Raw genomic sequence first — 24,222 nt, forward strand, 5'->3', positions numbered from 1 at the left:
CTTCACAAATTACTACGTGGTTTAGTGCTAGGGTGATCAACCCTCTCTAGATTAATTATATTAGCTCAAGGGTATTCCGCTGTGAAAACGAAAAACTTTATCTTGCTGAGAAATTAATTCTGCTTCTTGTTGGCCTATCGTGTTTACCCTAAGTTGCAGTTCTTCTTCATCAATGATCATCTTCGCTAAGCTTAAATAATCTTGATAATGGCGGGCTTCTGAGCGCAATAAAGATATATAGAACTGAGCGATGGCCTCGGGTAAAAGTGGCGCAAGCATGGCGAAACGCTCACAGGAGCGCGCTTCAATATAAGCACCAACAACCAGCTTATCGGCTAGGGCTTGTGGTTCAAAATGACGAACTTGCGACTTTAAACCTTTAGCATAGCTACCTGCAGGGAGGTTTTGGTAGCCAATACCAAACTGATGCATGATAGAAAACACCTGCTCGAAGTGATGTAGTTCTTCTTTAATTAGTAGCCGCATTTTCTCAATTAATGCTATTTGAAAATCAGATAGTTGCCCCTCTGATCTAGTTTCTGCTTTAGCACTTAATGTTGACGCTCTGTGGGCAGAGTTATCGCTATGACTGTCTATTAGATCATACAGCTGTGACAATAGCTGTTGGTCAAACTTGCATCGCTGCATTAAAGCTAAGGTTGTATGAGCTGCGTTTAGTTGCTCGTTATTGGCTTTGTCTAAGCCTAACGGAAAGAACCAATCAATAAAAACCTGAACAGACCAGCGACCCGCCCGAAAAATAATGAACTCATAGGGAGCTAGCAATGCTTTTATTTCATGTTGAATCAATGTCTGATTAGCGCCTGCATACTTGAGCATCAGTTTGCTTGCGGTGGCGGCTGCTTTCCACTCCGCATTTGCATGATCGATCAATAAAACCTTTAAGCTACTGGGTTGTTTAGCTTTAGCCAGCCACTGTTTAGGCGTAGAGCAATACAAAAAATGGTTTATTGGTTCGAGCAGGGCGGAGTATGGCATTGGCAAATTAATGTTTTCACTTCAAGTTAATGAAGTTTCACCCATTTGGAGTCTTGTTTTCAAGTACTTGATCAGTAGACTTAATGGCGATTTTAACAGGGACAGTGAAAATGGAACAGATTAACCAGCAATTCGATCAATTATTAGACCCTTTAGCGCGCCTAAACGAACTGTGTAACAAGCTGCCTAGTGGCGACAAAAAGACTCGTTTGCTGGAACAAATTGCCGCTATTAAAGAACAAAACGAACAAGCAAAACATGAGTTAAAGGCTTTTTTATCTACTTAGTTGTTTCTTTTACAGCGCTAGTATCAAGGCTTACAGCCTCTTTATCTCTCTGGTTTTCAAAAATCTCTGAATTGGATTCATTGTCTAGCGCTATATCTTCGAGTACTGGCTCTTTCGTTAGTTCTTCAATGGCTTGTTCATCAGCCGTACTTTCATCAATCGCTACTTTCTCAATGATTGTTTCATTATTGATTAGGGGCGGTACTTTTATTTGTTGCTGTACCAAAAACTGCTGTTGTATATGGTTTAGTGCTTTGGCTGAATCCTGATTAAGCAAGCTACGAATTAGCGACAAACTCATATCAAAGTCTGACTCAAGATATTGCTGGCGAGCACTGCTTAAGCGCAGTTTTTGTTTTAGTTCCCATGTTTTAGCTAAGTTTTCTTGGCTTAGTGCTGGCACAGTCGGTTTAGCAGGTTTTTTGCTGTTATTAATGGCTACAGACAACTGTTTGGCTACTTTGTTTAATTGCTGGCTAGACTGATACCAGCCATTGCCCAGAACCACCACTATTACCGCTAACACGCCAGCGAGCGCTGGCATTACTATCTTTGTTAGTCGCTTGGTTTCTTTTATCTGCGCTTGTTTGGCAATTGCAACGCTGAGTTTTTGAATATAAAACTGTTGCTGATGAATGGTTTTCTTTAAGGCCAGCACTTGCTTATTGGAATCATCCAAAGACTGCTCTATGGCAATCGCGCCTTCGCCTAACAACAGTTTTTGATAACTGTTTTTAATTAAAATCATCAACTGGGCTGAACCACCTTTGTCGGGGTGGCAGCGGCTGGCAAGTTGTTTGTAGCGGGTTTTTATTTGCTCCTCAGTGGCATTTTCGGGGAGATCAAATAATTGAAAGTGCGTGGTCATGTTTTTGTGTTACGTTTACTGTCCCTGTTAGCTGGCTTAAGCATACAAAGTTTTTTGAGTTTTGTCCTTTGAATAAAGCGACTGTTTGGCTAAAAGCCTGATAGGAAATCAGTTACACTTTGCCGATACTACAAAAGGTGAGCTGTATGACATATCAAACCGCATTTAACCAACAAGATTTTATGGCCAACTACTGGCAACAGCGTCCCTGTTTGTTAAAACAAGGCATGCTTGATTTTGTTGACCCACTAAGCCCCGAAGAGTTAGCTGGCTTAGCTATGGAGGCAGATATTCAGAGCCGCTTAGTGAGATCTGTTGATCAGCAATGGGAGGCTCACCTTGGCCCATTCGAAGATTTTGCCTTATTGGGCGAATCACACAGTTCTTTGCTAGTGCAAGGAGTAGACCACTGGCATAGCGAAGTGGCAAAGCTAGCCGAGGCTTTTCAGTTTATTCCAAACTGGCGATTTGACGATGTGATGATTTCTTACTCTACACCTAAAGGCGGTGTTGGTCCGCATATTGATCAGTATTGTGTATTTATTATTCAAGGCGAGGGCAAGCGACATTGGCGGGTGGGGCAAAAACAAATTCTTAAAGAGTTTGCCTCTCACGATAAGCTAAAACATTGCGAGGACTTTGTTGCTGAAATAGACGTAGTACTTGAAAACGGTGATGTATTGTACATTCCACCGGGTTGTCCGCATGAGGGCTATGCACTAGAGCCATCGATGAATTATTCTATAGGCTTTAGGGCACCAAACGCTAAAGACTTAGTCACTGGTTTTGCCGATTACTTATTACAACATGATACCGGTTCACCGCGTTTTGCAGACCCTCGCAGACAAGAAACCGCTGAGTTTGGCCGAGTAGCAGAAAATGACACTTTAGCGCTGAATAAACTAATGCAAACATTGCTTAACTCTCCTCAAGCCAGCGCTCATTTTTTGGGTGAGTACTTAAGTGATACATCACATAGTTCAGATATTGTGGTGTTAAGTGGCAGCGAAGATGAGTTAGTGATGAATGATCTACGCCAATTGATGGAGCAGGGCACTGAGTTGAAACGTGCCGCTGGTATTAAAGCTTTGTATCTCGATGTATTGCCCTACGAGCTGTTTGTTGATGGGCAAAGCTATGCGGTGCCTAATTGTTCTTGGGCTTTGGCAAAAAACATGTGTGATAGTGCGGCCTTAGACTCACACTCGTTGCGAGCTTTTAATGAAGATAAACACCAGCTTGATTGGCTTTTAGAACTGCTCAATGCCGGTTATTGGTATTTTGACGAACAATAACTACTAGGCAAATCCTATTCATTCTTTAGCTAAGTCTGGTAAAAGCTTATCTAAGAATGAAAGTGGTTTAGAGCTCGCGAATCGCTAGCAGTTAGCGAGCTTTCTGGTAAAATCCTTCAGCAAATTAATGTTCCCCGTAAAAATCAGTGTGTAAGCCAGCTTGTTCGTTGATTTTTCGCTCTTAAATAGAGGACTGTTTACCATGAGTCTTGCTGATAAAGTATTAGCAGTGAATAACGATTTACCCATTCGCACCGACGCGCCCGTTCACAGCGGTAAAGTACGTTCGGTATATTGGCTAACCGAAGCTGATAGTAAACGACTCATTAAAGAAAAAGCTTATGATGTTGCTGCTGACACACCACTAGCAATTATGGTAATCAGCGACCGAATTTCAGCCTTTGATTGTATATGGCACGGTGAAGAGGGGCTAAAAGGCGTTCCTGGTAAAGGCGCTGCACTTAACGCCATTTCCAACCACTGGTTTAAGTTATTCAAAGAACAAGGCTTAGCTGACAGTCACATCCTCGATATTCCTCATCCCTTCGTTTGGATTGTTCAGAAAGCACGCCCGGTAATGATTGAAGCGATTTGTCGACAGTATATTACTGGCTCTATGTGGCGCGCTTATGAAAAAGGTGAGCGCAATTTCTGTGGTATTGATTTACCGGAAGGGCTACAACGGGATCAAAAACTGCCAGAGATTCTCATTACCCCGTCTACTAAAGGTATTCTTAAAGGGATCCCCGGCGTGCCAGAAGCAGACGATGTAAATGTTACTCGCAACAACATTGAAGACAACTACGCAGCATTTAACTTTAAATCTGCTAACGATATCGATGTTTACGAGAACCTACTTAAACAAGGTTTTGGTGTAATTAGTCAGGCATTAAGCGATATCGACCAAGTATTTGTTGATACCAAATTTGAATTTGGCTATGTAACTGATGCTCAAGGCCAGGACAAGTTGATATACATGGATGAAGTTGGCACACCTGATTCATCACGTATTTGGGATGGCCCAAGTTATCGTGAAGGTAAGGTTGTCGAGAATTCTAAAGAAGACTTCCGCCAAACCCTACTTAGCTATTTCCCAGATCCTGATATTCTGTTAAACAAAAATCGCATGCCTGAACGTGAAGCCTTGGCAAGAGACAATAATTTGCCAGTTGAGGTCTTAATGAAGATCTCAGAGACTTATACGGGCATTGCAGAAAAAATTACCGGTGCACCTATCACCATTGGTGATAATCCTAAGCAAGAAGTGATTGATATTCTTCGTAAAGATTACGATTTAATCGTTGATTAGAACGATAGTGCAAAGTTAAAGAGCAAGGCAATGCCTTGCTCTTTTATTATTGCCTTCGCTTAGTTAAAACGCTCAACTAAGCTGTTCTAGAGCGCTAGCTAAGGCCGTTTCATCTTGCTTAAATACTGCTTCAGAAATCTCACTTACCTGCTGGTTTAGTTTATCCGATGCAAACTTTTCTGCTCCAAATGCCAGCTGTTGTACTTGCTCTTGTGCCTCTTTCCATCTTTGCTGCTTGGCAAACTCTACAATGAGAGAAGAGCGATTTTTGTTTTCGATACTGAATACATTTTTTAGCGCAAGTAAGTAGGGCTCATTATCCGATTTTGTGGGCGAAGCCACAGCTTGGTTATCGGGTTTAGGCTTTGGTTCGCTAGGGCTTAAGCCGCTAAGGCTTTCAATTAAGCGAAGGTAGCTATATTCCGATAGAGCATGAGATGATAATAGCTGCTCATCTGCACACAAGCCTTCTAATGCCTGTCCAAAGTGTTGATTTAATACCAATACATCGCGGATATCGCTTTCCGTATTGGATTCGCTTATCAAATAGTAATGTAAGCCTGCTAAATCAGTAACATCAAAATCCTTAGCGTTGTTCACTAATAGCAGCAAGCGAAGCTCGGGTTTGTACTGTTGTATTTGTTGAATACGGGTTGGGGTGAGTTCGCTGCTTTCCAGTAGCAAGTAATCAACTGTGCCGAGATTCTTTATCTGGTTATAAGCTTCTTGCCAAGCGCGATGCTGCCATTTTATGGCAATGTTACCTATGTGAGTACTTAAGTGTTCAAAGCGGTGTTTAGAGTGACTAAATGAAGCGATAGAGAAGCTGCTTGGTGTGTTTGGCTTATCTTCCGCTGATGCTGCAATGGCTACTTCAGCTAGGTCTTCGATAGTTTGCTGCTCTTCATTATCGGAATGTCGCCGGAAGAAGCTCGCCATTAAAAAGCTGCACAGTTGATGCTTGAAACAAAATAGTGGCTTAGGTGAAGAGTCGACTTGCGTTGGTGAAGGCAGTTGTTCTGCTACCAGCAATACCTTTAGCTTAATGCCTTGGTCTTCTAACTCAAGGCTTCGCTCAGGTTTGTCAGTTATCACTGTTACCTTGTGATTGGTGGCCACATCTTCGATCTGTTTGAGCTCTACAAGCTCGGCAGATAAAAGTTGTAGTTGAATGCTGATACAACGCTGGAAAAACTCATCAGCAAAATCTACTGCGAAGTATTGCACCTCATCACTAGGGCTTTCTACCAATTGGTCCGATGCTACCGCTTGATAGTTTAAGCAAATGCTTAAGGAGTCTTGGTTTTGTTGCTGACGGCCATTGATTTGTTTTACTAAGGCTGCGCTAAGGGCAATGATTGATTGCTGTAAAGCACTTAATTGGCCGGCGTTTTCGCTATCTACAGAAAAGACCAATTGTTGATCTTCAACCTGCAACTGAATAAGCACCTGGCTGTTGGCTGGGTATAAAGAGATTAAATAGAGCTGCAGATCTAATATTGCGATTAAATGAGAGCGGTTAAGCATGTACTGCTGGCTAACCTCAGGGCTAACGACCAACGCCCAATGTAAAACTTTAGCTTGGTAAAGCGCCGAAAACTGACCGAGCCTCTGCTCAAGTACGTCTAGTACAGATTCCGATTTAAGCTTTATACTGGCTTCTTGTTGCTGCTGCCAAGGCAAGCTGCGTAATAAGGTGCTTAAGCGTAGCTGCGCGTCTAAGCGCTGTCTATCTGAATGCTCACTAGGCGCTAGCAGTGAGGTTTTGTTTAGTTGGTTTAAGGCATCTAAACACCCAGCTTTAAGTGGGGTGTATAAATCGCTGGGTGTTAAGCTTTGTAAGATTGTCTTAGGTTTTGGTTTTTGCTGGCTAGCCTGATGTTTTTGGCTAATTGGGTTAATGCTCACTAAATACAAACTGTCTTCACTAAAGGGCAATGCAAGGTGAGTGGCGGCGTAGGTTTTACCCGTTTTGTTTGCTTTAACTAATAGGCAAAACTCCTCAGGGTAAGAGACCAATAACTCCATAAACTCGCCATCTTGAGTATTATCTATGCTTGGTACTGAGTAGTGTTTGTTTAAGTTAATGTTGATGAGCTTGTCTTTGCTAATGTTTAAATAGTTAAGGCCAATGGTGCTGGCTTCAATAACGTGGTTGTGTTCATCAACGATAAATGCGGCGTTATTGGCATGTTCTAGTAAAGCTATTTTCAAACTGTTGGCTCGGTTTGATAACTCAACCAGTTGTTTCACTTTTAGTTTGTCTTTTTTGTGTTGGGCTTTAGCCGTTTGTAACTCTTTGCTTAGCTTAGCATTAGTAATTTCAACCGCTGTTGAGCTAGAGATAACAGGCTCTTGTTTAGGCTGGTTTGGTTTGCTAGCAGCCTTGGTGGGGGTTGGCTTTGGTTCTGCAGGGGCAGTGGTAAACATTCGGCTTACAAAGGCGCTGAGTAAAACTTGTAGCAACAAAATTCCGGCCAATAGTCGGAATACTACTAAGCGATGTGGCAGCAACCAATGGTAAACATTACTGGGGCTGGAAAACTCAATCTCTACCCAAGCTATAGGGTTAATTTGGGTAGAAGAACGCTGTTGATTATCAACTTTTGCCGCTAGTTTGTTGGTTTGCTTGCCGTCATTTGCTTGCTTTTTTCGTGGCGTTCCAGCTTCCACCATGACTGTGCGGCTGCTTTGGTCGGTAACTTTTACATAGTTAACGCTAGGTGACTTTAACAACTCATCAGCGAGCTCTTTTAGCACCGGTTTGTTTTGAATATTAACCGCGCGCCGGGCACTAATTTCAAACAAACTCAGCGCGGTTTTCACTTCTTTTTCGGTGTTGGCTTTTTGCTGCTGATAAAGAAAAGGCAGGGCTAAAGTGGTGACACTGGCCACCACCAATAAGCAAATTAGGTTAATTAGTAAAGCAGACTTTAAACGAGTACTCACGGGCGTCCTTGCAAGTAAAAGGTAATAAAAAGGCGCAATCCGCGCCTTCAGTATTAAAATGCATAACCTAAACGTAGGTAAATACTGTCGAACTCAATTTTTCTAAAGGTCTTGGCATTGTCTTGATCACGCTTATAGTAGTTGTATCCGCCACCAATATCCCAACGCTTATTAAACGCATAGTTGATGCCTAGGTCTGTCATAAGCACTTCACCGTCGCCATTATTACCGTATTCACCGGTAAATGCGAGGTTCATTTTAGGAGTGAAATTGTAGCCAAAGGTAGCGTTTGCTAAAGGGTAAAATAACCACTCTTCTTCACCTTCTAACTCTTTGCTAAAGCTTGAGTCGGGGTAAAGTGAAGCTTGCGCATATTGAATTAATAAACCTAAACCGGCTTTACCTATCCATTGCTTACCAAGCTGTAAATCGTACTGCCAATTAACTAAGTTATCCCAAACTTGGTATTGCGCATAAACATCACCGCCGCCTTCTACTTTGCCTTGATCACGGGCTTCATAGGGCTGGGTAAGGTAACTAAAGCTATGTTGGTCACTAGCAAACCACGTCCATCTAGCAGCTGCAGTGGTCAAGGTATCTTCTTGGCCAAATTCTATATTCTGCTCAGAAGCAAAGCTGCCAATATCATTAGATTTTAAGCGAGTCGGTCCCAGTAAAAAATCAAATTTAAACTTAGGGTCAAACGTTGTTGGTGGCTTTTTAGATCGCGTACCACCTTCAAAAAAGCCATTTGATAAAGAGATTTGTAAACCTTTGGCATCACCATCAACCATTGGGCTTACTTTAATGTCTTCGTCGATGGGGTTAACAAAAAACAGGTTGCTCAAAGTAGCGATACTGGCACCTGCAATTACGTCATCCCAGTAGTGTTTATCACCGTGTACTCGGCTCCAACCGGTGTATGCAGCAAGTGCGTAAGCTGGCACGCCCCAAGCTGAGCCATAACGAGTTTGGAAGAAAGAGGCACCACTAAATGCAGCAGCGGTGTGACCAGAGGGAAACGAATTGTTAGTGGTAAAGTTAGGCCGGCGTTTGTCTACAGCAAACTTAATACCATGGGTGAATATCATAGTAGTGGCGAACGACTTGGTTAATTGCCAGCTACCTGCGGTATCACCTTTGGCTAAACTCACACCTAGGCCACCAAGGGGCAGTAGAATTTGAGTGTAGTCACCAATTTGTACATAGGTGTCTTCGGCGAGTGCATTGGTACTAAATGCAGATAGAATAGCGGCCGAGATTAAGCTGGTTTTTAGCTTCATTACTTTTTCCTTGTTCAAGTTAACGATAAATCCTTTATCGCTAATACATCTTCATCATTATCATACGCACAGGAGTGCAGTTTGGTCTACTTGTAACAACAATTTGGCTACTAATATTGAGGGACAAAATCTGTCACTTTTAATGAATTTTGTTTATCACGCTGTTACATTAGCGTCGCGTAAATTGAGTTTAGTGGAAGTTTAATGAAATACAGCCCCAGCATAGAACAATTGATTAAGTCGCTACAGGTGTTACCCGGTGTAGGCCCACGTAGTGCCCAGCGTATGGCTTTTCATTTGTTAGAGCGCAAACGTAAAGATGGCTTACAGCTTGCTGCTAGTATTAGCAATGCTATGGACGTAATAGGCCACTGCAAGGTGTGTCGCAATTTTGCTGAGGAAGAACTGTGCCCCATATGCCAATCGCCCAAGCGGATGAGTAAAGGGGTCATCTGTGTGGTTGAAACCCCAGCAGATGTTGCTGCTATTGAGCAGACCGCACAATTTTTTGGTAGTTACTTTGTTTTAATGGGCCATCTCTCTCCACTTGACGGCATTGGCCCTGGCGAGTTGCACTTAGATAAACTGGAACAGCGCTTCGCCCAAGAAGAGGTAGCAGAATTGATCCTCGCAACTAATCCCACCGTCGAAGGCGAGGCTACCGCTTATTACATCGCCGATATGGCCAAACGTTATCAAATTAAAGTATCAAGAATTGCTCATGGCGTGCCACTAGGCGGTGAGCTAGACAGCGTAGACGGCACTACACTTTCTCACTCCTTGATTGGTCGCCAACAACTCGATTAATAAAAAATGTTCGGTATTGATAAAGCTCACTTAAGGTGAGCTTTTTTGTTGTTCATTTATAATTTTTTGTCTCGCCTGCTTGAAATCAAAATTGGCTACCCCCATATCGTTTAGCAACTAACGAAGTATGTGTAAAAGCAAGGAAACAATAAGATGACTGATGCAGCTCATGCAGAAACTCATGGCTTTCAAACTGAAGTAAAACAATTACTCCAGTTGATGATCCATTCTCTTTATTCAAACAAAGAAATCTTCTTACGCGAGCTTGTCTCTAATGCGGCTGATGCGGCTGATAAGTTGCGTTTTAAAGCTTTGGAAGACAACGCTTTATTTGAAAACGATGGTGACTTACGTGTACGTGTAAGCTTCGATCAAGATGCTAAAACCATTACCTTGTCAGATAACGGCATTGGTATGACTCGCGATGAAGTGGTTGAGCATCTTGGTACTATTGCTAAGTCTGGAACTAAAGAATTCTTTGGTCAGTTAAGTGGCGATAGTGCAAAAGACTCACAATTAATTGGTCAATTTGGTGTAGGTTTCTACTCAGCATTTATTGTGGCCGACAAAGTCACCGTAGAAACGCGTGCTGCTGGTGCAGAAGCTAGCCAAGGTGTACGTTGGGAAAGTGCTGGTGAAGGTGATTACACCGTAGCTGACATTGCTAAAGAAGGCCGCGGCACTGACATTATTCTTCACTTACGTGAAGACGAACATGAGTTCCTAGATAGCTGGAAAGTTCGCTCTATCATCACTAAGTACTCAGATCATATTTCAATTCCAGTTCAAATGTGGAAAGACGAAACCCCTGAATCTGAAGGTCCAGACGGTGAAAAAGTCGCAGCTGTTCCAGGTGAATGGGAAGCCATTAACAAAGCAACTGCTTTGTGGACACGCGGTAAAAACGACATCTCTAAAGACGAGTACAACGAGTTTTACAAGCACATTTCTCATGACTTCGCTGATCCACTAACTTGGGCGCACAACAAAGTTGAAGGTAAGCAAGATTACACCAGCTTGCTTTACATCCCAAGCAAAGCCCCATTTGATATGTGGAACCGCGAGCGTCAACATGGCTTGAAGCTGTATGTTCAACGCGTGTTCATCATGGACGACGCTGATGAGTTTATGCCGGGTTACCTACGCTTTGTGAAGGGTGTGTTAGATTCAAACGATCTGCCACTAAACGTATCACGTGAGATCCTTCAAGATACTAAAACAACCGCTAACTTACGTAGCGCTTGTACTAAGCGTGTTCTTACTATGCTTGAGCGCATGGCGAAGAACGATGCAGAGAAATACCAAACGTTCTGGGCTGAATTTGGCCAAGTGCTAAAAGAAGGTCCAGCTGAAGATTTCGCTAACAAAGATCAAATCGCTAAGCTACTGCGTTTTGCTTCTACTAATAGCGACAGTGCTGAGCAAAATGTTTCATTCGCCGATTACATCGAGCGCATGAAAGAAGGCCAAGACAAGATTTACTATGTAACAGCCGATGGTTACGCAGCCGCTGCTAACAGCCCGCATTTAGAAATCTTCAAGCGTAAAGGCATTGAAGTATTGTTAATGCACGACCGTGTAGACGAGTGGTTAATTAGTCACTTGCCGGAAGCTGAAGGTAAAACCCTTGTTTCGGTAACTAAAGGTGATTTAGACCTTGGCGACTTAGATGACGAAGAAACTAAGAAGCAGAAAGAGCAAGACGAAAGCGAATACGCAAGCTTTGTTGAGCGCATGAAAGAAAGCTTAGGTGATAAGGTTAAAGATGTTCGTTTAACTTACCGCTTAACCGATACGCCTTCTTGTATCGTTGTTGATGACAACGACATGAGCACCCAAATGCAGAAGTTGATGCAAGCTGTTGGTCAAGATGTACCTGATCAAAAATACATCTTTGAATTGAACCCTCAGCACGCTTTAGTTAAGCGCGTTGCCGATGAGCAAGACGAAGCTAAATTTGCAGAGTGGGCGAGCTTACTATTGGATCAAGCAACCCTTGCTGAGCGTGGTAGCTTAGAAAATCCTTCTGAGTTTATTAAGCGAGTTAACCAACTTTTAGCTTAAACACGCTCTAAAGAATAAAAGGCAGCACTGGGTGCTGCCTTTTTTATTGCTTGTAGATTTGGGCGTTTTACCAAAAATAAAACGATTATTCATAGACTTGATTGTGGATTTACAGGTCAGATGACTTATAAGCAATTGCAGAGGATGAGTTCACAGATAAAGCACTGAATCGTTGCTACACTAAACAAAAAATAATAACGGAAAGGTAGCTAACATGCGCAAAGTAGTGCTGATTTTAGGCTTAATGTGTACGCTTTCTCAAGCTAACGCAAAAATCACATTGTGGAATGCCCATAACCCATCTCAATACCTCGACAGTGCCATTGCTGAATTTGAAAAACAGTCCGGCGTAACCGTTGAAAAAAACAACTTCTTGTCAGAACGATTACGCGAAGAGGTGCTTAACCAAGCCCGCACTAATACCTTGCCAGATATTCTTTACGTGCCTAGTGATTTTGTTGGCATGCATGATTTGATTTCTTTAGCACCGGTGCCTAAAGACTGGATTATTCCGCAAACAGAACCGCGGGTGCTTAAAGCGGGTTTTACCGACAACGAACAATACGGTGTGCCGCTATTTCAAGGCAATCACTTGGTGCTTTACTATAACAAAGACTTAGTTAAACAACCCGTAAGCTCTTGGGCCGAGTTATTAGAGCAGCAATCAGCGCTTAGCCAAGGTGATCAACAAGCTATTGTTTGGAACTACTCCGAGATGTATTGGTTCATTCCATTCTTAACCGCGTTTCAAGGTTGGCCACTTAACGATGGAAAAATAACCCTAGATACCAAAGAAATGCAGCAAGCCTTAACGTTCTATAAACAGCTCAAAGATATTGGCTTGGTTGACCCCAAATGTAATCACGATTGCAGTGTAGAACGATTTAAGAACGGTCAGTCCGCTTATATGATTAACGGCGATTGGATTTATAAGGAATTGAAACAAAGTATGGATGAGCGGCTAGGTGTAAGCACCTTACCAGATATTGAGGGAAGCCCAATGCTGCCGATGTTTTCTGGTTATGTGTTAGCTTTTCCTCGTCTCTCAACGTCAGATGACAATTACCAACAAATTAAGCAATTTAGTGCATTTATGCAGCAGCAAGAAGCACAAAGCATCATTTATCATCAAGGTGGTTTAATCCCTGCTAATGTTGAATTGGTTTCGAAAATAATCAGTGACAACAACCCCAACGAACAAAACATGTTGAAGCAAATGGAAGATACCAGAGCGATGCCCGGGGATGCCGAAATGACCGTGGTGTGGTTAGCCCTAGAGCGTGGCTTTAACCGATATATGGATCATAACTATTCAGTCGAACAAGCTACCCAGTTAATGCAAACCATTGCTGACAAAGAAACTCGCAAACGCGGACGCAAAAAATGACAATAAGACTTCGGTCTATCACATTTTTGTTATTGATCTTCGTAGCCATTATCCCGGTTTCGGTGCTCTCTTTTACCTTATATAAACAGATGTACAATTTTGTTTATCAGTCGGTTAATAGCCGTTTGGCGGCTTCGGCAAGCCAGATAACCGCAGAACTTCAGCATAGTAATGAGATTCTCACCAACGGCTTACGTTTGCTTTCTGAGCAAGAGAGTGTAGTAAACGGTATTGATGACCTACTTTATTCGATTCACCTTCCCGATATACTGGGTAACTTTGTGCTCGATGCACCGCTCATTGAGTCCTTGTACTTGGTAGAAGCCGATGGTTTTGTAGTGGAATCTTATGGTGGAAACATATTGGCACTTGAGCAATCCAATATTCTGCAGCAACGTTTTACCAGTCCCTTCGAAATAAAAGATCTTGAATCAAAAAGTAAGGTCTATTTGGTTGATAACTATTCCTTGGTTGGCAAAAGCGGGCAGCACCATAGTTTGGTTCATGTGGTGCCTATTTACTCTGACCGTGCCATCGACCGTATCGTTGTAAAAGGCTACTTAATTGCGGTTGTACCTATATATAAACTAGCGGAAGTTGCAGCCAACCGGCTTGACGATCAAGAGAGCCTAGCAGTGTTCTATCGCGAAGAGCAATTGCTTGGGAACCTGATCGGTGATGACGCCTACGATGTTACTCACGCCAGCCGCTTGATTATATCGGGGCGAAACTATCAAAACTCTGTATGGATTAAAATTAAAGTTGGTCAGCGCTTAGAGAGCCTCGCGAATCAAGTTAAAGAAGCAATGGCGCCGGGCATGGCCAGTAGCATTATTGTTATCGGTCTTATTATTGTGGTGGTGATGCTGTTTGCGCATTTAGTGGCAAAAGCATTTGGGCGTTTGTACGGCCTAATTCGAGATTTTGAAAAAGGCCGAAATGCCGAAGCGCTGAATAACGGAAAGCTCGTGATTCGAGAATTTGCCGATGTAGCAAATTTGCTCACCGAAATGAAAGGTACCATTGGTGAACAGTTACGAACAGTAAATGAGAAGAATGTTGAGTTGGCACGTATCGATAAACTGCGGGCGGGCTACCTAGAAGAAGTTCAAAACTTGAACAGCCAACTTGAGTACAAAGTAGAAGAGCGCACCCGAGACTTAGAACTGTCGATGGATAACTTGGCGCAAAGTAACTTCTTTTTTCAACAGCTTGTGCAATTTAGGCGAGTATTGGAGGCCAGTGTGGGTAACCGCCAAATTGCTAACGATGCACTTCGTATATTGTCTATGTGTTTTCCAAATACAGGTTTAGTGATTCACCTGCCGCAATCACGCGGTCATCGCATGGTGAACGACAGCTTGTCTGTCGAAGTAGAAAGCTTTGAACAGCTTTCTAATCGTGTGTCAGAAAAATCTCGACAGCGTTGGGACCGATTTAGTATCGAGTTTAAACAACAGTTGGTGAATGTTTTTGGTATTCGCTGCGGTGGCGGAAAAATGGGGTGGCTACTTATTAATGAACCTAAGTTAAGTGAAGAAAACAGTAACCGAATTCTACTGTTTATCACCGAACTCAGTGCATTTTTAGAAAATCGAACCCTGAACGAAGAGCTGGACCATGTTGCTAGAACCGATTCTTTAACTGGCATTAAAAATCGTCAAGCCTTTGATGAATTGCAATTTTCATTAGAAACTCAACTAGATGCCGAGGTGGGTTTATTTATTATTGATGTGAACGGCCTAAAACAAATGAACGATGAGAAAGGCCATGAGAAAGGTGACCAACTAATTATCTCTGTTGCCAGGGTATTAGCTGATTGCTGCCAAGGTTTAACCGGAGACTTCTACCGTATTGGCGGTGATGAATTCGCAGCAGTATTGTCTGGTGAGCAATTAGCATCAGCTAGCGAGCTAAACGCGCGTTTAGCGGCTAGGCAAAACAATCAAGTGGGAATTGACCTAAACAGCTTTGGCGGGGAGCCTTTGGTGAGCTTCTCTGTTGGCTACGCGTCAACCACCGACGTTGACTTTAGTGGTTTGTACAAGCTAGCAGATCAGAACATGTATAGTAACAAACAGCGTTATTATGCAGAGCTTCGTCAAACTGAACTTTAGTCGAGCTTCCCTTGTAGTTCTGGCCTCATCAGTGTAAATTCACGTCTCTTGTAAAAGCACTAAAAACTAGACCAAGGAACAGCAAATTATGCGCATTATTCTTTTAGGCGCTCCAGGTGCGGGTAAAGGTACCCAAGCACAATTTATTATGGAGCGTTACGGCATCCCTCAAATCTCTACTGGCGATATGCTTCGCGCCGCTGTAAAAGCCGGCACAGCTTTAGGCATCAAAGCAAAAGAAGTAATGGATGCAGGACAATTAGTTTCCGATGAGTTGATTATTGGCCTAGTAAAAGAACGTATTCTTGAAGACGATTGCGAAAAAGGCTTTTTGTTAGATGGTTTCCCTCGCACCATCCCACAAGCTGACGCAATGAAAGAAGCCGGTATCAAGATTGATGCGGTTTTAGAATTTGACGTAGCCGACGAAGAAATCGTTAAGCGCATGAGTGGGCGTCGAGTTCACCCAGGCAGCGGCCGTGTTTACCACATTGTTTACAACCCACCTAAGGTTGAAGGTAAAGATGACGTAAGCGGCGAAGACTTAGTAATCCGTCCAGACGACGAAGAAAGCATCGTACGTGACCGATTAGCTATTTACCACGAGCAAACTAAACCATTAGTAAGCTACTACGGTAAAGAAGCTGAGCTAGGCAACAGCAAATACTTCAAACTAGACGGTACTCAGTCTGTTGAAGCAATTAGCAATCAATTAGTTGAATTACTTGATTAATTGCTAATTACGATTTGCAAAAAAAAGCGGCAATTGCCGCTTTTTTTTATGCCTAAGAATGCCGTACACTGTGTTGTCCACTTTTAGGGAATAGTTGAATGTCACAACATGACAACGAGTTAAAATGTGCCGTAGTATTGGTGAACCTAGGAACACCAGATGAAGCGACACCTAACGCCGTAGCGAAGTTTCTGGGGCGTTTTTTATCAGATAAGCGAGTGGTAAACCTGCCTAAGTTATTATGGTTACCACTGTTATATTGCGTTATTTTGCCCTTGCGCTCACGACGTGTTGCCAAGCTTTACCAACAAATTTGGCTAAAGAATGGCTCGCCCCTTAAAGTTATTAGCGAACAAATTCGCAATAAAGTGTCAGCCAAACTTAGCGATAAGTACGAAGTACATTTAGCCATGACTTATAGCTCACCAGATATTAAAGAGGTGGTTAATCAGGTGCTAGATGCGGGGCATCAAAAAGTACTGTTATTGCCAATGTATCCTCAGTATTCGGTATCAACTACTGCTCCGGTTTTTGATGCTTACGCCAAAGCACTTAAAAATACTTACAACTTGCCTGAATTACGCATGGTTAAGGACTACTATGCCGAGCCAGCTTATATTCAAGCTTTAGCAAATTCGATTAAACAGCACTGGGAGTTAACCGCCCGTGGTGAAGTGTTGTTGTTTTCTTTTCATGGTATCCCAGAGCGCTATGCACGAAATGGCGACCCTTACCCGCAGCAGTGTGAAGATACGGCAGCCAAAGTGGCCGCAGTATTAGGGCTTAAGCAAAACCAGTGGCGCTTATGTTATCAGTCGCGCTTTGGTAAAGATCCATGGGTTAAACCCTATACCGACCAGTTACTACACCAACTTGCAGAGCAGGGCGTTAAATCGGTAGATGTAATTTCTCCGGCTTTTTCAGCCGATTGCTTAGAAACCATTGAAGAAGTGTCTTGTGAGTTACGTGATGAGTTTTTAGAAGCGGGCGGGGAGCAGTATCATTACATTTCAGCGTTAAATGACAATCCCGAACAAGTTGAGTTGTATTGCCAGTTAATTGAGAAACATACCCAAGGCTGGTAGTCACTCGTATAATCGTTTAAAAAGCCACGTTAGATTAAGGTCTTAATCTAACGTGGCTTTTATTGTTATCGGCCTTTACCTAAGGCATCTTCAAACTCGTAAGGCGACAAAATTACGCCTTCTTCTTGCTCGTTGGGAAATACCGCAACATATAATTCATCGCCGGTTAGTCCCTCAGTCCAGCGGCTACGCCATTTATTTAGCGAAATAGCTTCGGCTTTACAGTGTTCCCAATCACCAGTTGCCCAAGCGTCGGCGGTATCTTTACTGGGCCACACAGGCACGCAGTTTTCATCTTCCGAGTTAAGCATTACGCAACCATCATCGTCGATTAAAATCCACAATTGGTTTTGAGCCTTACTTTCTTTTATTAAGTATTGCATGCGCGAATGGCTATCCGCTTTGGCAATGTTACTAGCGTCAGACATGGTTTGTCCTCTTTACGATGATGTGTTGTTATACCAATCGTACTAAGTAACTGTTCATTCTATCTGGTTAAAATACTCGATAACTGCGTTAGAATTTTTGATTGTAGAATAACTACTTATCGAAAAATTCTGCCTTATTCTCAAGTATTTTTCCTGCGTTTTTTCTGGTCACTTACTTAGTGTGATTGGTATTAGAGTAATCCAAATAAACTAAGCCGTCATATAAAAGCGCTAGGCTGGCTGTTGAATGCTTAGTTTTCCGGCGGATAGGCTCAAAGCAACTAAACTTATGTGATCTTTGTCCTAATATGTGCGTTGTTTAAGCAAGTTGTGGCATAATGCGCGACCAAACAATTTAGTCACCAGATTACCCAGCAATAAGCTGGTGTAACGTAACCAATCGGAATATTTACATTGCTTACTTCTTCTAATATCACCATGCAATTTGGCGCCAAGCCTTTGTTCGAAAATGTCTCAGTTAAATTTGGCGAAGGTAACCGTTACGGTCTTATCGGTGCTAATGGTTGTGGTAAATCTACCTTTATGAAGATATTAGGTGGTGATTTAGAGCCAAGTGCGGGCAATGTTTCTAAAGATCCTAACGAGCGCATTGGTAAGCTAAAGCAGGACCAATTTGCTTACGAAGATAAAGCGGTAATCGACACCGTGATTATGGGTTATGAAGAGCTATGGGCAGTTAAGTCTGAGCGCGATGCGATTTATGACAACCCAGAAATGACAGAAGAAGACGGCATTCGTGCTGCTGAGCTAGAAGCCGAGTTTGCAGAAATGGATGGTTATACCGCCGAAGCGCGCGCAGGTGAGTTACTGCTAGGTGTTGGCATTCCTATCGAGCAACATTACGGTCCAATGAGCGAAGTAGCTCCCGGTTGGAAACTACGTGTATTACTAGCTCAAGTATTGTTTGGTGACCCTGATATCATGCTTTTAGATGAGCCTACCAACAACTTGGATATTAATACCATTCGTTGGTTAGAAGGGGTGCTAAACGAGCGTAACTGCACCATGATCATCATCTCGCACGACCGCCATTTCTTGAACAGCGTATGTACTCACATGGCTGATTTGGATTACGGTGAGCTGCGTACGTTCCCTGGTTCTTACGATGAATACATGACCGCTGCAACCCAAGCACGCGAGCAAATGTTGTCGGACAACGCTAAGAAAAAAGCCCAAATTGCCGAGCTTAAAACCTTTGTTAGCCGTTTCTCTGCTAATGCTTCTAAATCTAAGCAAGCTACTTCTCGTGCTAAGCAAATTGATAAAATTCAATTGGCCGAAGTTAAACCTTCGAGCCGCCAAAACCCTTATATTCGTTTTGAAGAAGAGAAAAAGCTGCACCGCTTAGCTTTACAAATTGAAGGTTTAGAAAAGAGCTACGAAGAATCCCTGTTCAAAGATTTAGACTTAATGGTTGAAGTAGGCGAGCGCATTGCGGTAATTGGCCCTAATGGTATTGGTAAAACTACTTTTCTTAAATGTTTAGTGGGTGATACTGATTTTGGTGGCAGCATTAAATGGTCTGAAAATGCTCAGCTTGGTTACTACGCACAGGATCATGCAGCCGACTTTGAAGAAGATAAAAACCTGATTGACTGGATGTGGCAATGGGGCAAAGAGGGCGACGACGAGCAAGTGATTCGTGGCACCTTAGGCCGTTTATTGTTCTCACAGCAAGACATTAACAAATCCGTTAAGGTCATCTCTGGTGGTGAACAAGGTCGTATGCTGTTTGGCAAAATGATTTTGCAAAAACCAAATATTATGGTGATGGACGAGCCAACCAACCACTTGGATATGGAATCTATTGAGTCACTCAACTTAGCCTTAGAAAACTACCCCGGCACCTTGGTATTTGTAAGCCATGACCGAGAGTTTGTATCAAGCCTTGCTACGCGTATCATCGAAATGACGCCAGAAGGTATTGTAGACTTCCACGGCACTTACGAAGAGTACCTAAAAAGCCAAGGCTTAAACGCCTAGCAGCTTAAATCGTAAATAGAAAAAGCAGCCATGGGCTGCTTTTTTGTTGCCCAAAGCAAGGACGCACGAAGGGCTAACTGCCTTTTATTGTTAAGTGGATTTTCGCTGAACATAGATAAGTGTTCCTGTTACTAAGCTGGTTATGCTTGCCACAATAATAAAGGCCATAGGCATGAATAACAGGTTTTCACTAGCGTGAAGCCACCTTGGTAAATCAATGCTAAGTGCTAAAACTCCTATTGCAAAGGGTGCTATTAGAGTTACTAAGAAGCCAAAAAAACAGGCAAACTTGTGACGATATAACGTACCGGTTTTCTTGAGAAGATAAACCTCTCCAAATATGGCCAGTATGATGGGAGGTAGATACCATACAACCATCAGTATGGCTAATTCAACGGGTAGTATGTAGTTATCTTCCATACACTTAACGCTTTAGTTAATGGGCATCTTTACGTGTATTGATGGGAAGCACCAGCGCAATAATGTCCTTCATTGAACTATTTGTTAGCTTTTTCATAATACCGATTAAAAACTTGAACACCTTTTTGGCTTTTGAAGAAGTAAAAGTAAAAAGCAATTGGGAGAACACCAATCATAAAGGCTAGCCAATTAACAAGCTCACTATTGTTAGGAATTACAAAAACTCTAACGAGCATTAGTGATGCATATGAACCTGAGAACATAAGAGCTGTGTTCCTTGCCCAGATATCGCTAAAAATGTGCATTAACAGCTTATAATTTTTCGTAAGAGAAACAGATACAATTAAAATTAAAAAAACTAAAGATTCTAGCTTGCCACTAAGTACATAAATGATGCTTAGCATTGGTATGAAGAAATAGAAAAATAAGATATCCATATACTTCTTCTTTGCGATTTTCTTTTTGAATCCTTCAGGATCAATATGCTTTTCTATTTCTTCACTTCCCGCAGTTGCAGAACATCCACATGAACTGCAATTGCTTAAATGAGGTTCATTCCCCATACCGCATGCATTGCAAGTCCACCTATACCCAACCATAAACTCGAATTCCTTTGAAAAAGCTAACATTTATATATTGCGCATGCGCGTTTACCTTGTTAGACCAGTAAAAACGCGCATAGCTAATTATTTGAATTTAATGAAGAAACAAGAATAAGGCTCAATACGCTTTCTGGCAAAGCGCGCATGCACAGTTAATAAACCTATTATCTAATTCAACACTAAGCTAAGTGCTTGATACTACGCTTGTATTTTTTACAGCTCAAGGCTAAACGCGCACAATCTATCTAATTTATTAGCTCTAAAACGCTAAAACTAAATAATGCTGTGTATAGCCAGTAAATGGCCGGTGTTACGTTGCTGGTGATTTTGCCTGTAACTGGGTCGGATAGAGAGATTTAGTTATGTGAGGCAAATAAAAAAGCCACAACATCTGTTGTGGCTTTTGGCATTAACTAGGCCTTAAGCGGGAGACTATAGGCAGCCGGTATTACAGCTGGTCTACTAGCTTAACCGCATCACCAATGTAGTTGGCTGGGGTCATTTTCTTCAGCTCGTCTTTGGCTGACTCTGGCATGTCTAAGCCATCGATAAACTCACGCATGGCTTGTGCGTCTACACGCTTACCACGAGTGAGTTCTTTTAACTTCTCGTAAGGCTTTTCGATGCCGTAGCGGCGCATAACGGTTTGCACAGGCTCGGCCAATACTTCCCAGTTGCCATCAAGATCTTTTAACAAGTTTTCTTCGTTTACTTGTAACTTGCTCACACCTTTAAGGGTGGCTTGATAGGCGATTAACGAGTAACCCATGGCTACACCAAGGTTACGCAATACCGTTGAGTCGGTAAGGTCACGCTGCCAGCGAGAAACCGGTAATTTAGCCGCTAGGTGGCCAAACAAGGCATTAGCGATACCCAAGTTGCCTTCTGAGTTCTCGAAGTCGATTGGGTTAACTTTGTGCGGCATAGTTGATGAGCCAATTTCACCGGCAATGGTTTTTTGCTTAAAGTGACCTAGGCAAATGTAACCCCAAATGTCGCGGTCAAAGTCTAGCAAGATGGTGTTGAAGCGAGCGATGGCATCGTATAGCTCGGCGATGTAGTCGTGCGGCTCAATCTGCGTAGTGTAGGGGTTCCACTGGACACCTAGGCTGGTAACAAACTCTTCTGAGAACTGGTGCCAGTCTACTTCTGGGTAAGCAGAGATGTGGGCGTTGTAGTTACCTACGGCGCCGTTAATTTTACCTAATACTTCAACTGCTTCAATTTGCTTAAGCTGGCGACGTAAACGGGCAACTACGTTGGCCATTTCTTTGCCCATGGTGCTTGGCGATGCCGGTTGACCGTGGGTGCGTGAAAGTAACGGAGTTGCACGTAACTCTTTTGCTAGCTCGGTGATTGAATCAATAAGCTTTTGCAAGTAAGGCACTAATACTTCGCTGCGTGCTTCGTTAAGCATTAACGCATGCGAAAGGTTGTTAATGTCTTCAGAGGTACAAGCAAAGTGGATGAACTCTGATACTGCATCAAGCTCAGTATTTGCCGCTACTTTTTCTTTTAAGAAGTACTCAACCGCTTTTACGTCGTGGTTGGTGGTACGTTCAATTTCTTTAACGCGTGCAGCGTCTGCTTCGCTAAAGTTGTCGTTAATGCTATCTAGAAATGCGATAGCTTCAGGAGAGAAGCTTGGTACTTCAGCAATGTTTTGCTGTTGAGCAAGTTTTTGTAACCAACGAATTTCTACTCGTACGCGGTATTTAATTAAGCCAAACTCGCTAAAAATACTACGTAGTTCAGAAGTTTTATCCCCGTAGCGTCCGTCTATCGGGGAAATGGCTGTCAAGGCCGACAGTTCCATGGTGATCTCCTAAATTAACTAATCAATGGTGTGTAAAAGTTGTGTTGTTTGCTGCAAGTAGTTTTTACGTGAAAACAGTAACTGGCGTCGTTGGCCGCCTAATTGGCGCCACAATACACTGGCGCGAATACCGGCTAGCAGTAGCGCGCGAACTTTATGTTGCACTACTGGTTGCTGTAAGTAACTCACGTTTCCGGCTACTTGAATGCGCGGACCAAGCGGGCTAATAATGTCGCTGTAAATGTCGGCAATTCCGCCCAGAACTTGTTGGTCGAGCAAATCAAAATGCTGTAGTTGTCTATCTAGTTGGCCAATACGTTCGCCCATCATGTTCATTAAGTCTGGGCGTTTATTTAAACGGCGCTCTAGGGCTAACAAGCTAACCAGGTAACGCGTGATTTCGGCGTTTCGCTTTTCTTGTTGGTTGCTCAGTTGGCCGCTCATTACACCTAGGCCCAGCTTAAGTTGCTCTAGGGAACCAAATACCTCAACGGTTTCGTTGGGGTTGGTAATTAGAATACTACCTAAGCTGGTTTTTAAACCTGCTTCGTCGCAGTTGCTGGTTCTGGCTACGTCTTGCACCAGTTTAGCGGCTTGGCAGATCCCAGCAAAAGCGATAACGCGGTCGTTGATTGCATTGCTCATAGGCTATAGGCCAATCTTTTGTTCAATGATACCGCCGCCTAAACATACTTCGTTTAGATAAAATACTGCTGATTGTCCTGGAGTAACCGCTATTTGCGGCTCATCGAATACCACTTCAATTTCGTCGTTTTCACGCGGGATAATGGTGCAGGCAACGTCTTGCTGGCGATAACGAATTTTAACGCTACAACGCAATTTTTCGGTGATGGTTTTGCGGTCTACCCAATGTAATTGGCCTGCGATAAGTGCACGTGATTTTAGGCGAGGGTGATCGTGCCCTTGGCCAACAATCAGCACGTTGCGCTCAATGTCTTTATCTACGGTGTACCAAGGCGTCTCGTCACCGTCTTTGGTGCCGCCAATGCCTAAACCTTTACGTTGGCCCAGAGTGTGGTACATCAATCCTTGGTGCTTACCAATTACTTTGCCTTCACAGGTTTCAATATCACCCGGTTGAGCTGGTAGGTATTGGGCTAGGAAGTCAGTAAACTTACGCTCGCCAATAAAGCAGATCCCGGTAGAGTCCTTTTTGTTGGCGGTGATAAGGCCTTGTTCTTCAGCAATGCGGCGCACTTCTGGCTTTTCTATTTCACCTACTGGGAAGAGTGTTTGGGCAATATGCTTTTCTTCTAGCGTATACAAGAAGTAGCTTTGATCTTTATTGCTGTCTAGGCCGCGTAGCATTTGCCAGTGTCCGTCTTGAAAACGGCGCTGCACATAGTGGCCAGTGGCGATGTAGTCGGCAGACAATTCTTCTGCGGCAAATTCCAAAAATGCCTTAAACTTAATTTCCTTGTTACACATAATGTCTGGATTAGGCGTGCGACCCGCTTTGTACTCTTCGAGGAAGTGTTCAAATACGTTATCCCAGTACTCGGCTGAGAAGTTAATGGTATGTAGCTTTATACCTAATTTGTCACACACAGCTTGAGCGTCGGCTAAATCTTCTGCCGCTGCACAATATTCGCTGTTGTCGTCTTCTTCCCAGTTCTTCATAAAAAGACCTTCAACCTGATAGCCTTGCTGAATAAGCAAGTAGGCTGAAACGGAAGAGTCAACGCCGCCGGACATACCGACAATCACTTTTTTAGTGTTGTTTGAGTTCATGCTAACTTGTTGGGAAA

The 24,222-nt window shown here is 42.9% G+C and carries 20 protein-coding genes; 10 read left to right on the forward strand and 10 right to left on the reverse strand.

The window, feature by feature from the left end:
• Positions 1–60 precede the first annotated feature (60 nt).
• Positions 61–999 (reverse strand): tRNA isopentenyl-2-thiomethyl-A-37 hydroxylase MiaE, encoded by a 939-nt coding sequence (miaE, locus tag K5609_RS09570; RefSeq protein WP_246611972.1) that lies wholly within the window; start codon positions 997–999, stop codon positions 61–63.
• Between the two features lie 110 nt (positions 1,000–1,109).
• Between miaE and K5609_RS09575 the strand changes: the two genes are divergently transcribed.
• Positions 1,110–1,286 (forward strand): hypothetical protein, encoded by a 177-nt coding sequence (locus tag K5609_RS09575; RefSeq protein WP_221076961.1) that lies wholly within the window; start codon positions 1,110–1,112, stop codon positions 1,284–1,286.
• Here the strand turns inward: K5609_RS09575 and K5609_RS09580 are convergent.
• A complete protein-coding gene (locus tag K5609_RS09580) occupies positions 1,279–2,154 on the reverse strand; it encodes a J domain-containing protein (protein ID WP_221076962.1) in 876 nt (291 codons plus the stop codon). The genes K5609_RS09575 and K5609_RS09580 overlap by 8 nt on opposite strands.
• A gap of 146 nt (positions 2,155–2,300) precedes the next feature.
• Here K5609_RS09580 and K5609_RS09585 point away from each other — a divergent pair, with 146 nt between their 5' ends.
• Entirely contained in the window at positions 2,301–3,449 is a 1,149-nt protein-coding gene (locus tag K5609_RS09585) for a ribosomal protein uL16 3-hydroxylase (protein WP_221076963.1), read from the forward strand.
• Positions 3,450–3,651: 202 nt separating this feature from the next.
• A complete protein-coding gene (locus K5609_RS09590) occupies positions 3,652–4,758 on the forward strand; it encodes a phosphoribosylaminoimidazolesuccinocarboxamide synthase (RefSeq protein ID WP_221076964.1) in 1,107 nt (368 codons plus the stop codon).
• Between the two features lie 72 nt (positions 4,759–4,830).
• Here K5609_RS09590 and K5609_RS09595 read toward each other — a convergent pair whose 3' ends face one another.
• Positions 4,831–7,707 (reverse strand): hypothetical protein, encoded by a 2,877-nt coding sequence (locus K5609_RS09595; RefSeq protein ID WP_221076965.1) that lies wholly within the window; start codon positions 7,705–7,707, stop codon positions 4,831–4,833.
• A gap of 53 nt (positions 7,708–7,760) precedes the next feature.
• Complete coding sequence (locus K5609_RS09600; protein WP_221076966.1) at positions 7,761–8,990, reverse strand: phosphatase PAP2 family protein; 1,230 nt, start codon at positions 8,988–8,990, stop codon at positions 7,761–7,763.
• Between the two features lie 204 nt (positions 8,991–9,194).
• Between K5609_RS09600 and recR the strand changes: the two genes are divergently transcribed.
• The 6 genes from recR (at position 9,195) to hemH (ending at position 17,183) form a co-directional block, all read left to right on the forward strand.
• The gene (gene recR, locus K5609_RS09605; protein WP_152782557.1) at positions 9,195–9,797 is read left to right on the forward strand and encodes a recombination mediator RecR; all 603 of its coding nucleotides are present in this window, start codon (positions 9,195–9,197) and stop codon (positions 9,795–9,797) included.
• A 153-nt stretch (positions 9,798–9,950) separates the two neighbouring features.
• The gene (gene htpG / locus K5609_RS09610; RefSeq protein ID WP_221076967.1) at positions 9,951–11,861 is read left to right on the forward strand and encodes a molecular chaperone HtpG; all 1,911 of its coding nucleotides are present in this window, start codon (positions 9,951–9,953) and stop codon (positions 11,859–11,861) included.
• A gap of 214 nt (positions 11,862–12,075) precedes the next feature.
• Positions 12,076–13,248, forward strand: coding sequence for a sugar ABC transporter substrate-binding protein (locus K5609_RS09615; protein ID WP_221076968.1), 1,173 nt, complete (start codon positions 12,076–12,078; stop codon positions 13,246–13,248).
• On the forward strand, positions 13,245–15,365 hold the full coding sequence (locus K5609_RS09620) for a sensor domain-containing diguanylate cyclase (RefSeq protein ID WP_221076969.1): 2,121 nt from the start codon (positions 13,245–13,247) through the stop codon (positions 15,363–15,365). The genes K5609_RS09615 and K5609_RS09620 overlap by 4 nt, the downstream gene beginning before the upstream one ends.
• Before the next feature lie 88 nt (positions 15,366–15,453).
• Positions 15,454–16,098, forward strand: a complete 645-nt coding sequence (gene adk / locus K5609_RS09625) for an adenylate kinase (RefSeq protein WP_221076970.1) — start codon at positions 15,454–15,456, stop codon at positions 16,096–16,098.
• Positions 16,099–16,196: 98 nt separating this feature from the next.
• The gene (gene hemH, locus K5609_RS09630) at positions 16,197–17,183 is read left to right on the forward strand and encodes a ferrochelatase (protein WP_221076971.1); all 987 of its coding nucleotides are present in this window, start codon (positions 16,197–16,199) and stop codon (positions 17,181–17,183) included.
• A gap of 65 nt (positions 17,184–17,248) precedes the next feature.
• Here the strand turns inward: hemH and K5609_RS09635 are convergent, their stop codons facing one another.
• The gene (locus K5609_RS09635; protein ID WP_221076972.1) at positions 17,249–17,611 is read right to left on the reverse strand and encodes a DUF2750 domain-containing protein; all 363 of its coding nucleotides are present in this window, start codon (positions 17,609–17,611) and stop codon (positions 17,249–17,251) included.
• A gap of 414 nt (positions 17,612–18,025) precedes the next feature.
• Between K5609_RS09635 and K5609_RS09640 the strand changes: the two genes are divergently transcribed.
• A complete protein-coding gene (locus tag K5609_RS09640; protein ID WP_221076973.1) occupies positions 18,026–19,615 on the forward strand; it encodes an ABC-F family ATPase in 1,590 nt (529 codons plus the stop codon).
• A 90-nt stretch (positions 19,616–19,705) separates the two neighbouring features.
• On the opposite strand, the gene K5609_RS09645 is transcribed toward K5609_RS09640, so the two are convergent.
• From K5609_RS09645 to mnmA, 5 genes are all read right to left on the reverse strand, one after another.
• Positions 19,706–20,035 (reverse strand): hypothetical protein, encoded by a 330-nt coding sequence (locus K5609_RS09645; protein WP_221076974.1) that lies wholly within the window; start codon positions 20,033–20,035, stop codon positions 19,706–19,708.
• Positions 20,036–20,112: 77 nt separating this feature from the next.
• The gene (locus K5609_RS09650) at positions 20,113–20,664 is read right to left on the reverse strand and encodes a zinc finger Ran-binding domain-containing protein (protein WP_221076975.1); all 552 of its coding nucleotides are present in this window, start codon (positions 20,662–20,664) and stop codon (positions 20,113–20,115) included.
• Positions 20,665–21,085: 421 nt separating this feature from the next.
• Positions 21,086–22,453 (reverse strand): adenylosuccinate lyase, encoded by a 1,368-nt coding sequence (purB, locus tag K5609_RS09655; RefSeq protein ID WP_221076976.1) that lies wholly within the window; start codon positions 22,451–22,453, stop codon positions 21,086–21,088.
• An 18-nt stretch (positions 22,454–22,471) separates the two neighbouring features.
• Positions 22,472–23,098 (reverse strand): high frequency lysogenization protein HflD, encoded by a 627-nt coding sequence (gene hflD / locus K5609_RS09660; RefSeq protein WP_016401037.1) that lies wholly within the window; start codon positions 23,096–23,098, stop codon positions 22,472–22,474.
• Between the two features lie 3 nt (positions 23,099–23,101).
• Positions 23,102–24,205, reverse strand: coding sequence for a tRNA 2-thiouridine(34) synthase MnmA (mnmA, locus tag K5609_RS09665; RefSeq protein WP_220718085.1), 1,104 nt, complete (start codon positions 24,203–24,205; stop codon positions 23,102–23,104).
• Positions 24,206–24,222 lie beyond the last annotated feature (17 nt).

Origin of the sequence: Agarivorans aestuarii, assembly GCF_019670125.1 — a bacterium.
In the GTDB taxonomy this organism is placed as follows: domain Bacteria; phylum Pseudomonadota; class Gammaproteobacteria; order Enterobacterales; family Celerinatantimonadaceae; genus Agarivorans; species Agarivorans aestuarii.

Bases quoted from the DNA above. Each gene is read 5' to 3' on its own strand.
- miaE (WP_246611972.1), bottom strand. From the start codon at position 999: ATGCCATACTCCGCCCTGCTCGAACCAATAAACCATTTTTTGTATTGC.
- K5609_RS09575 (WP_221076961.1), top strand. From the start codon at position 1,110: ATGGAACAGATTAACCAGCAATTCGATCAATTATTAGACCCTTTAGCG.
- K5609_RS09580 (WP_221076962.1), bottom strand. From the start codon at position 2,154: ATGACCACGCACTTTCAATTATTTGATCTCCCCGAAAATGCCACTGAG.
- K5609_RS09585 (WP_221076963.1), top strand. From the start codon at position 2,301: ATGACATATCAAACCGCATTTAACCAACAAGATTTTATGGCCAACTAC.
- K5609_RS09590 (WP_221076964.1), top strand. From the start codon at position 3,652: ATGAGTCTTGCTGATAAAGTATTAGCAGTGAATAACGATTTACCCATT.
- K5609_RS09600 (WP_221076966.1), bottom strand. From the start codon at position 8,990: ATGAAGCTAAAAACCAGCTTAATCTCGGCCGCTATTCTATCTGCATTT.
- recR (WP_152782557.1), top strand. From the start codon at position 9,195: ATGAAATACAGCCCCAGCATAGAACAATTGATTAAGTCGCTACAGGTG.
- htpG (WP_221076967.1), top strand. From the start codon at position 9,951: ATGACTGATGCAGCTCATGCAGAAACTCATGGCTTTCAAACTGAAGTA.
- K5609_RS09615 (WP_221076968.1), top strand. From the start codon at position 12,076: ATGCGCAAAGTAGTGCTGATTTTAGGCTTAATGTGTACGCTTTCTCAA.
- K5609_RS09620 (WP_221076969.1), top strand. From the start codon at position 13,245: ATGACAATAAGACTTCGGTCTATCACATTTTTGTTATTGATCTTCGTA.
- adk (WP_221076970.1), top strand. From the start codon at position 15,454: ATGCGCATTATTCTTTTAGGCGCTCCAGGTGCGGGTAAAGGTACCCAA.
- hemH (WP_221076971.1), top strand. From the start codon at position 16,197: ATGTCACAACATGACAACGAGTTAAAATGTGCCGTAGTATTGGTGAAC.
- K5609_RS09635 (WP_221076972.1), bottom strand. From the start codon at position 17,611: ATGTCTGACGCTAGTAACATTGCCAAAGCGGATAGCCATTCGCGCATG.
- K5609_RS09645 (WP_221076974.1), bottom strand. From the start codon at position 20,035: ATGGAAGATAACTACATACTACCCGTTGAATTAGCCATACTGATGGTT.
- K5609_RS09650 (WP_221076975.1), bottom strand. From the start codon at position 20,664: ATGTTAGCTTTTTCAAAGGAATTCGAGTTTATGGTTGGGTATAGGTGG.
- purB (WP_221076976.1), bottom strand. From the start codon at position 22,453: ATGGAACTGTCGGCCTTGACAGCCATTTCCCCGATAGACGGACGCTAC.
- hflD (WP_016401037.1), bottom strand. From the start codon at position 23,098: ATGAGCAATGCAATCAACGACCGCGTTATCGCTTTTGCTGGGATCTGC.
- mnmA (WP_220718085.1), bottom strand. From the start codon at position 24,205: ATGAACTCAAACAACACTAAAAAAGTGATTGTCGGTATGTCCGGCGGC.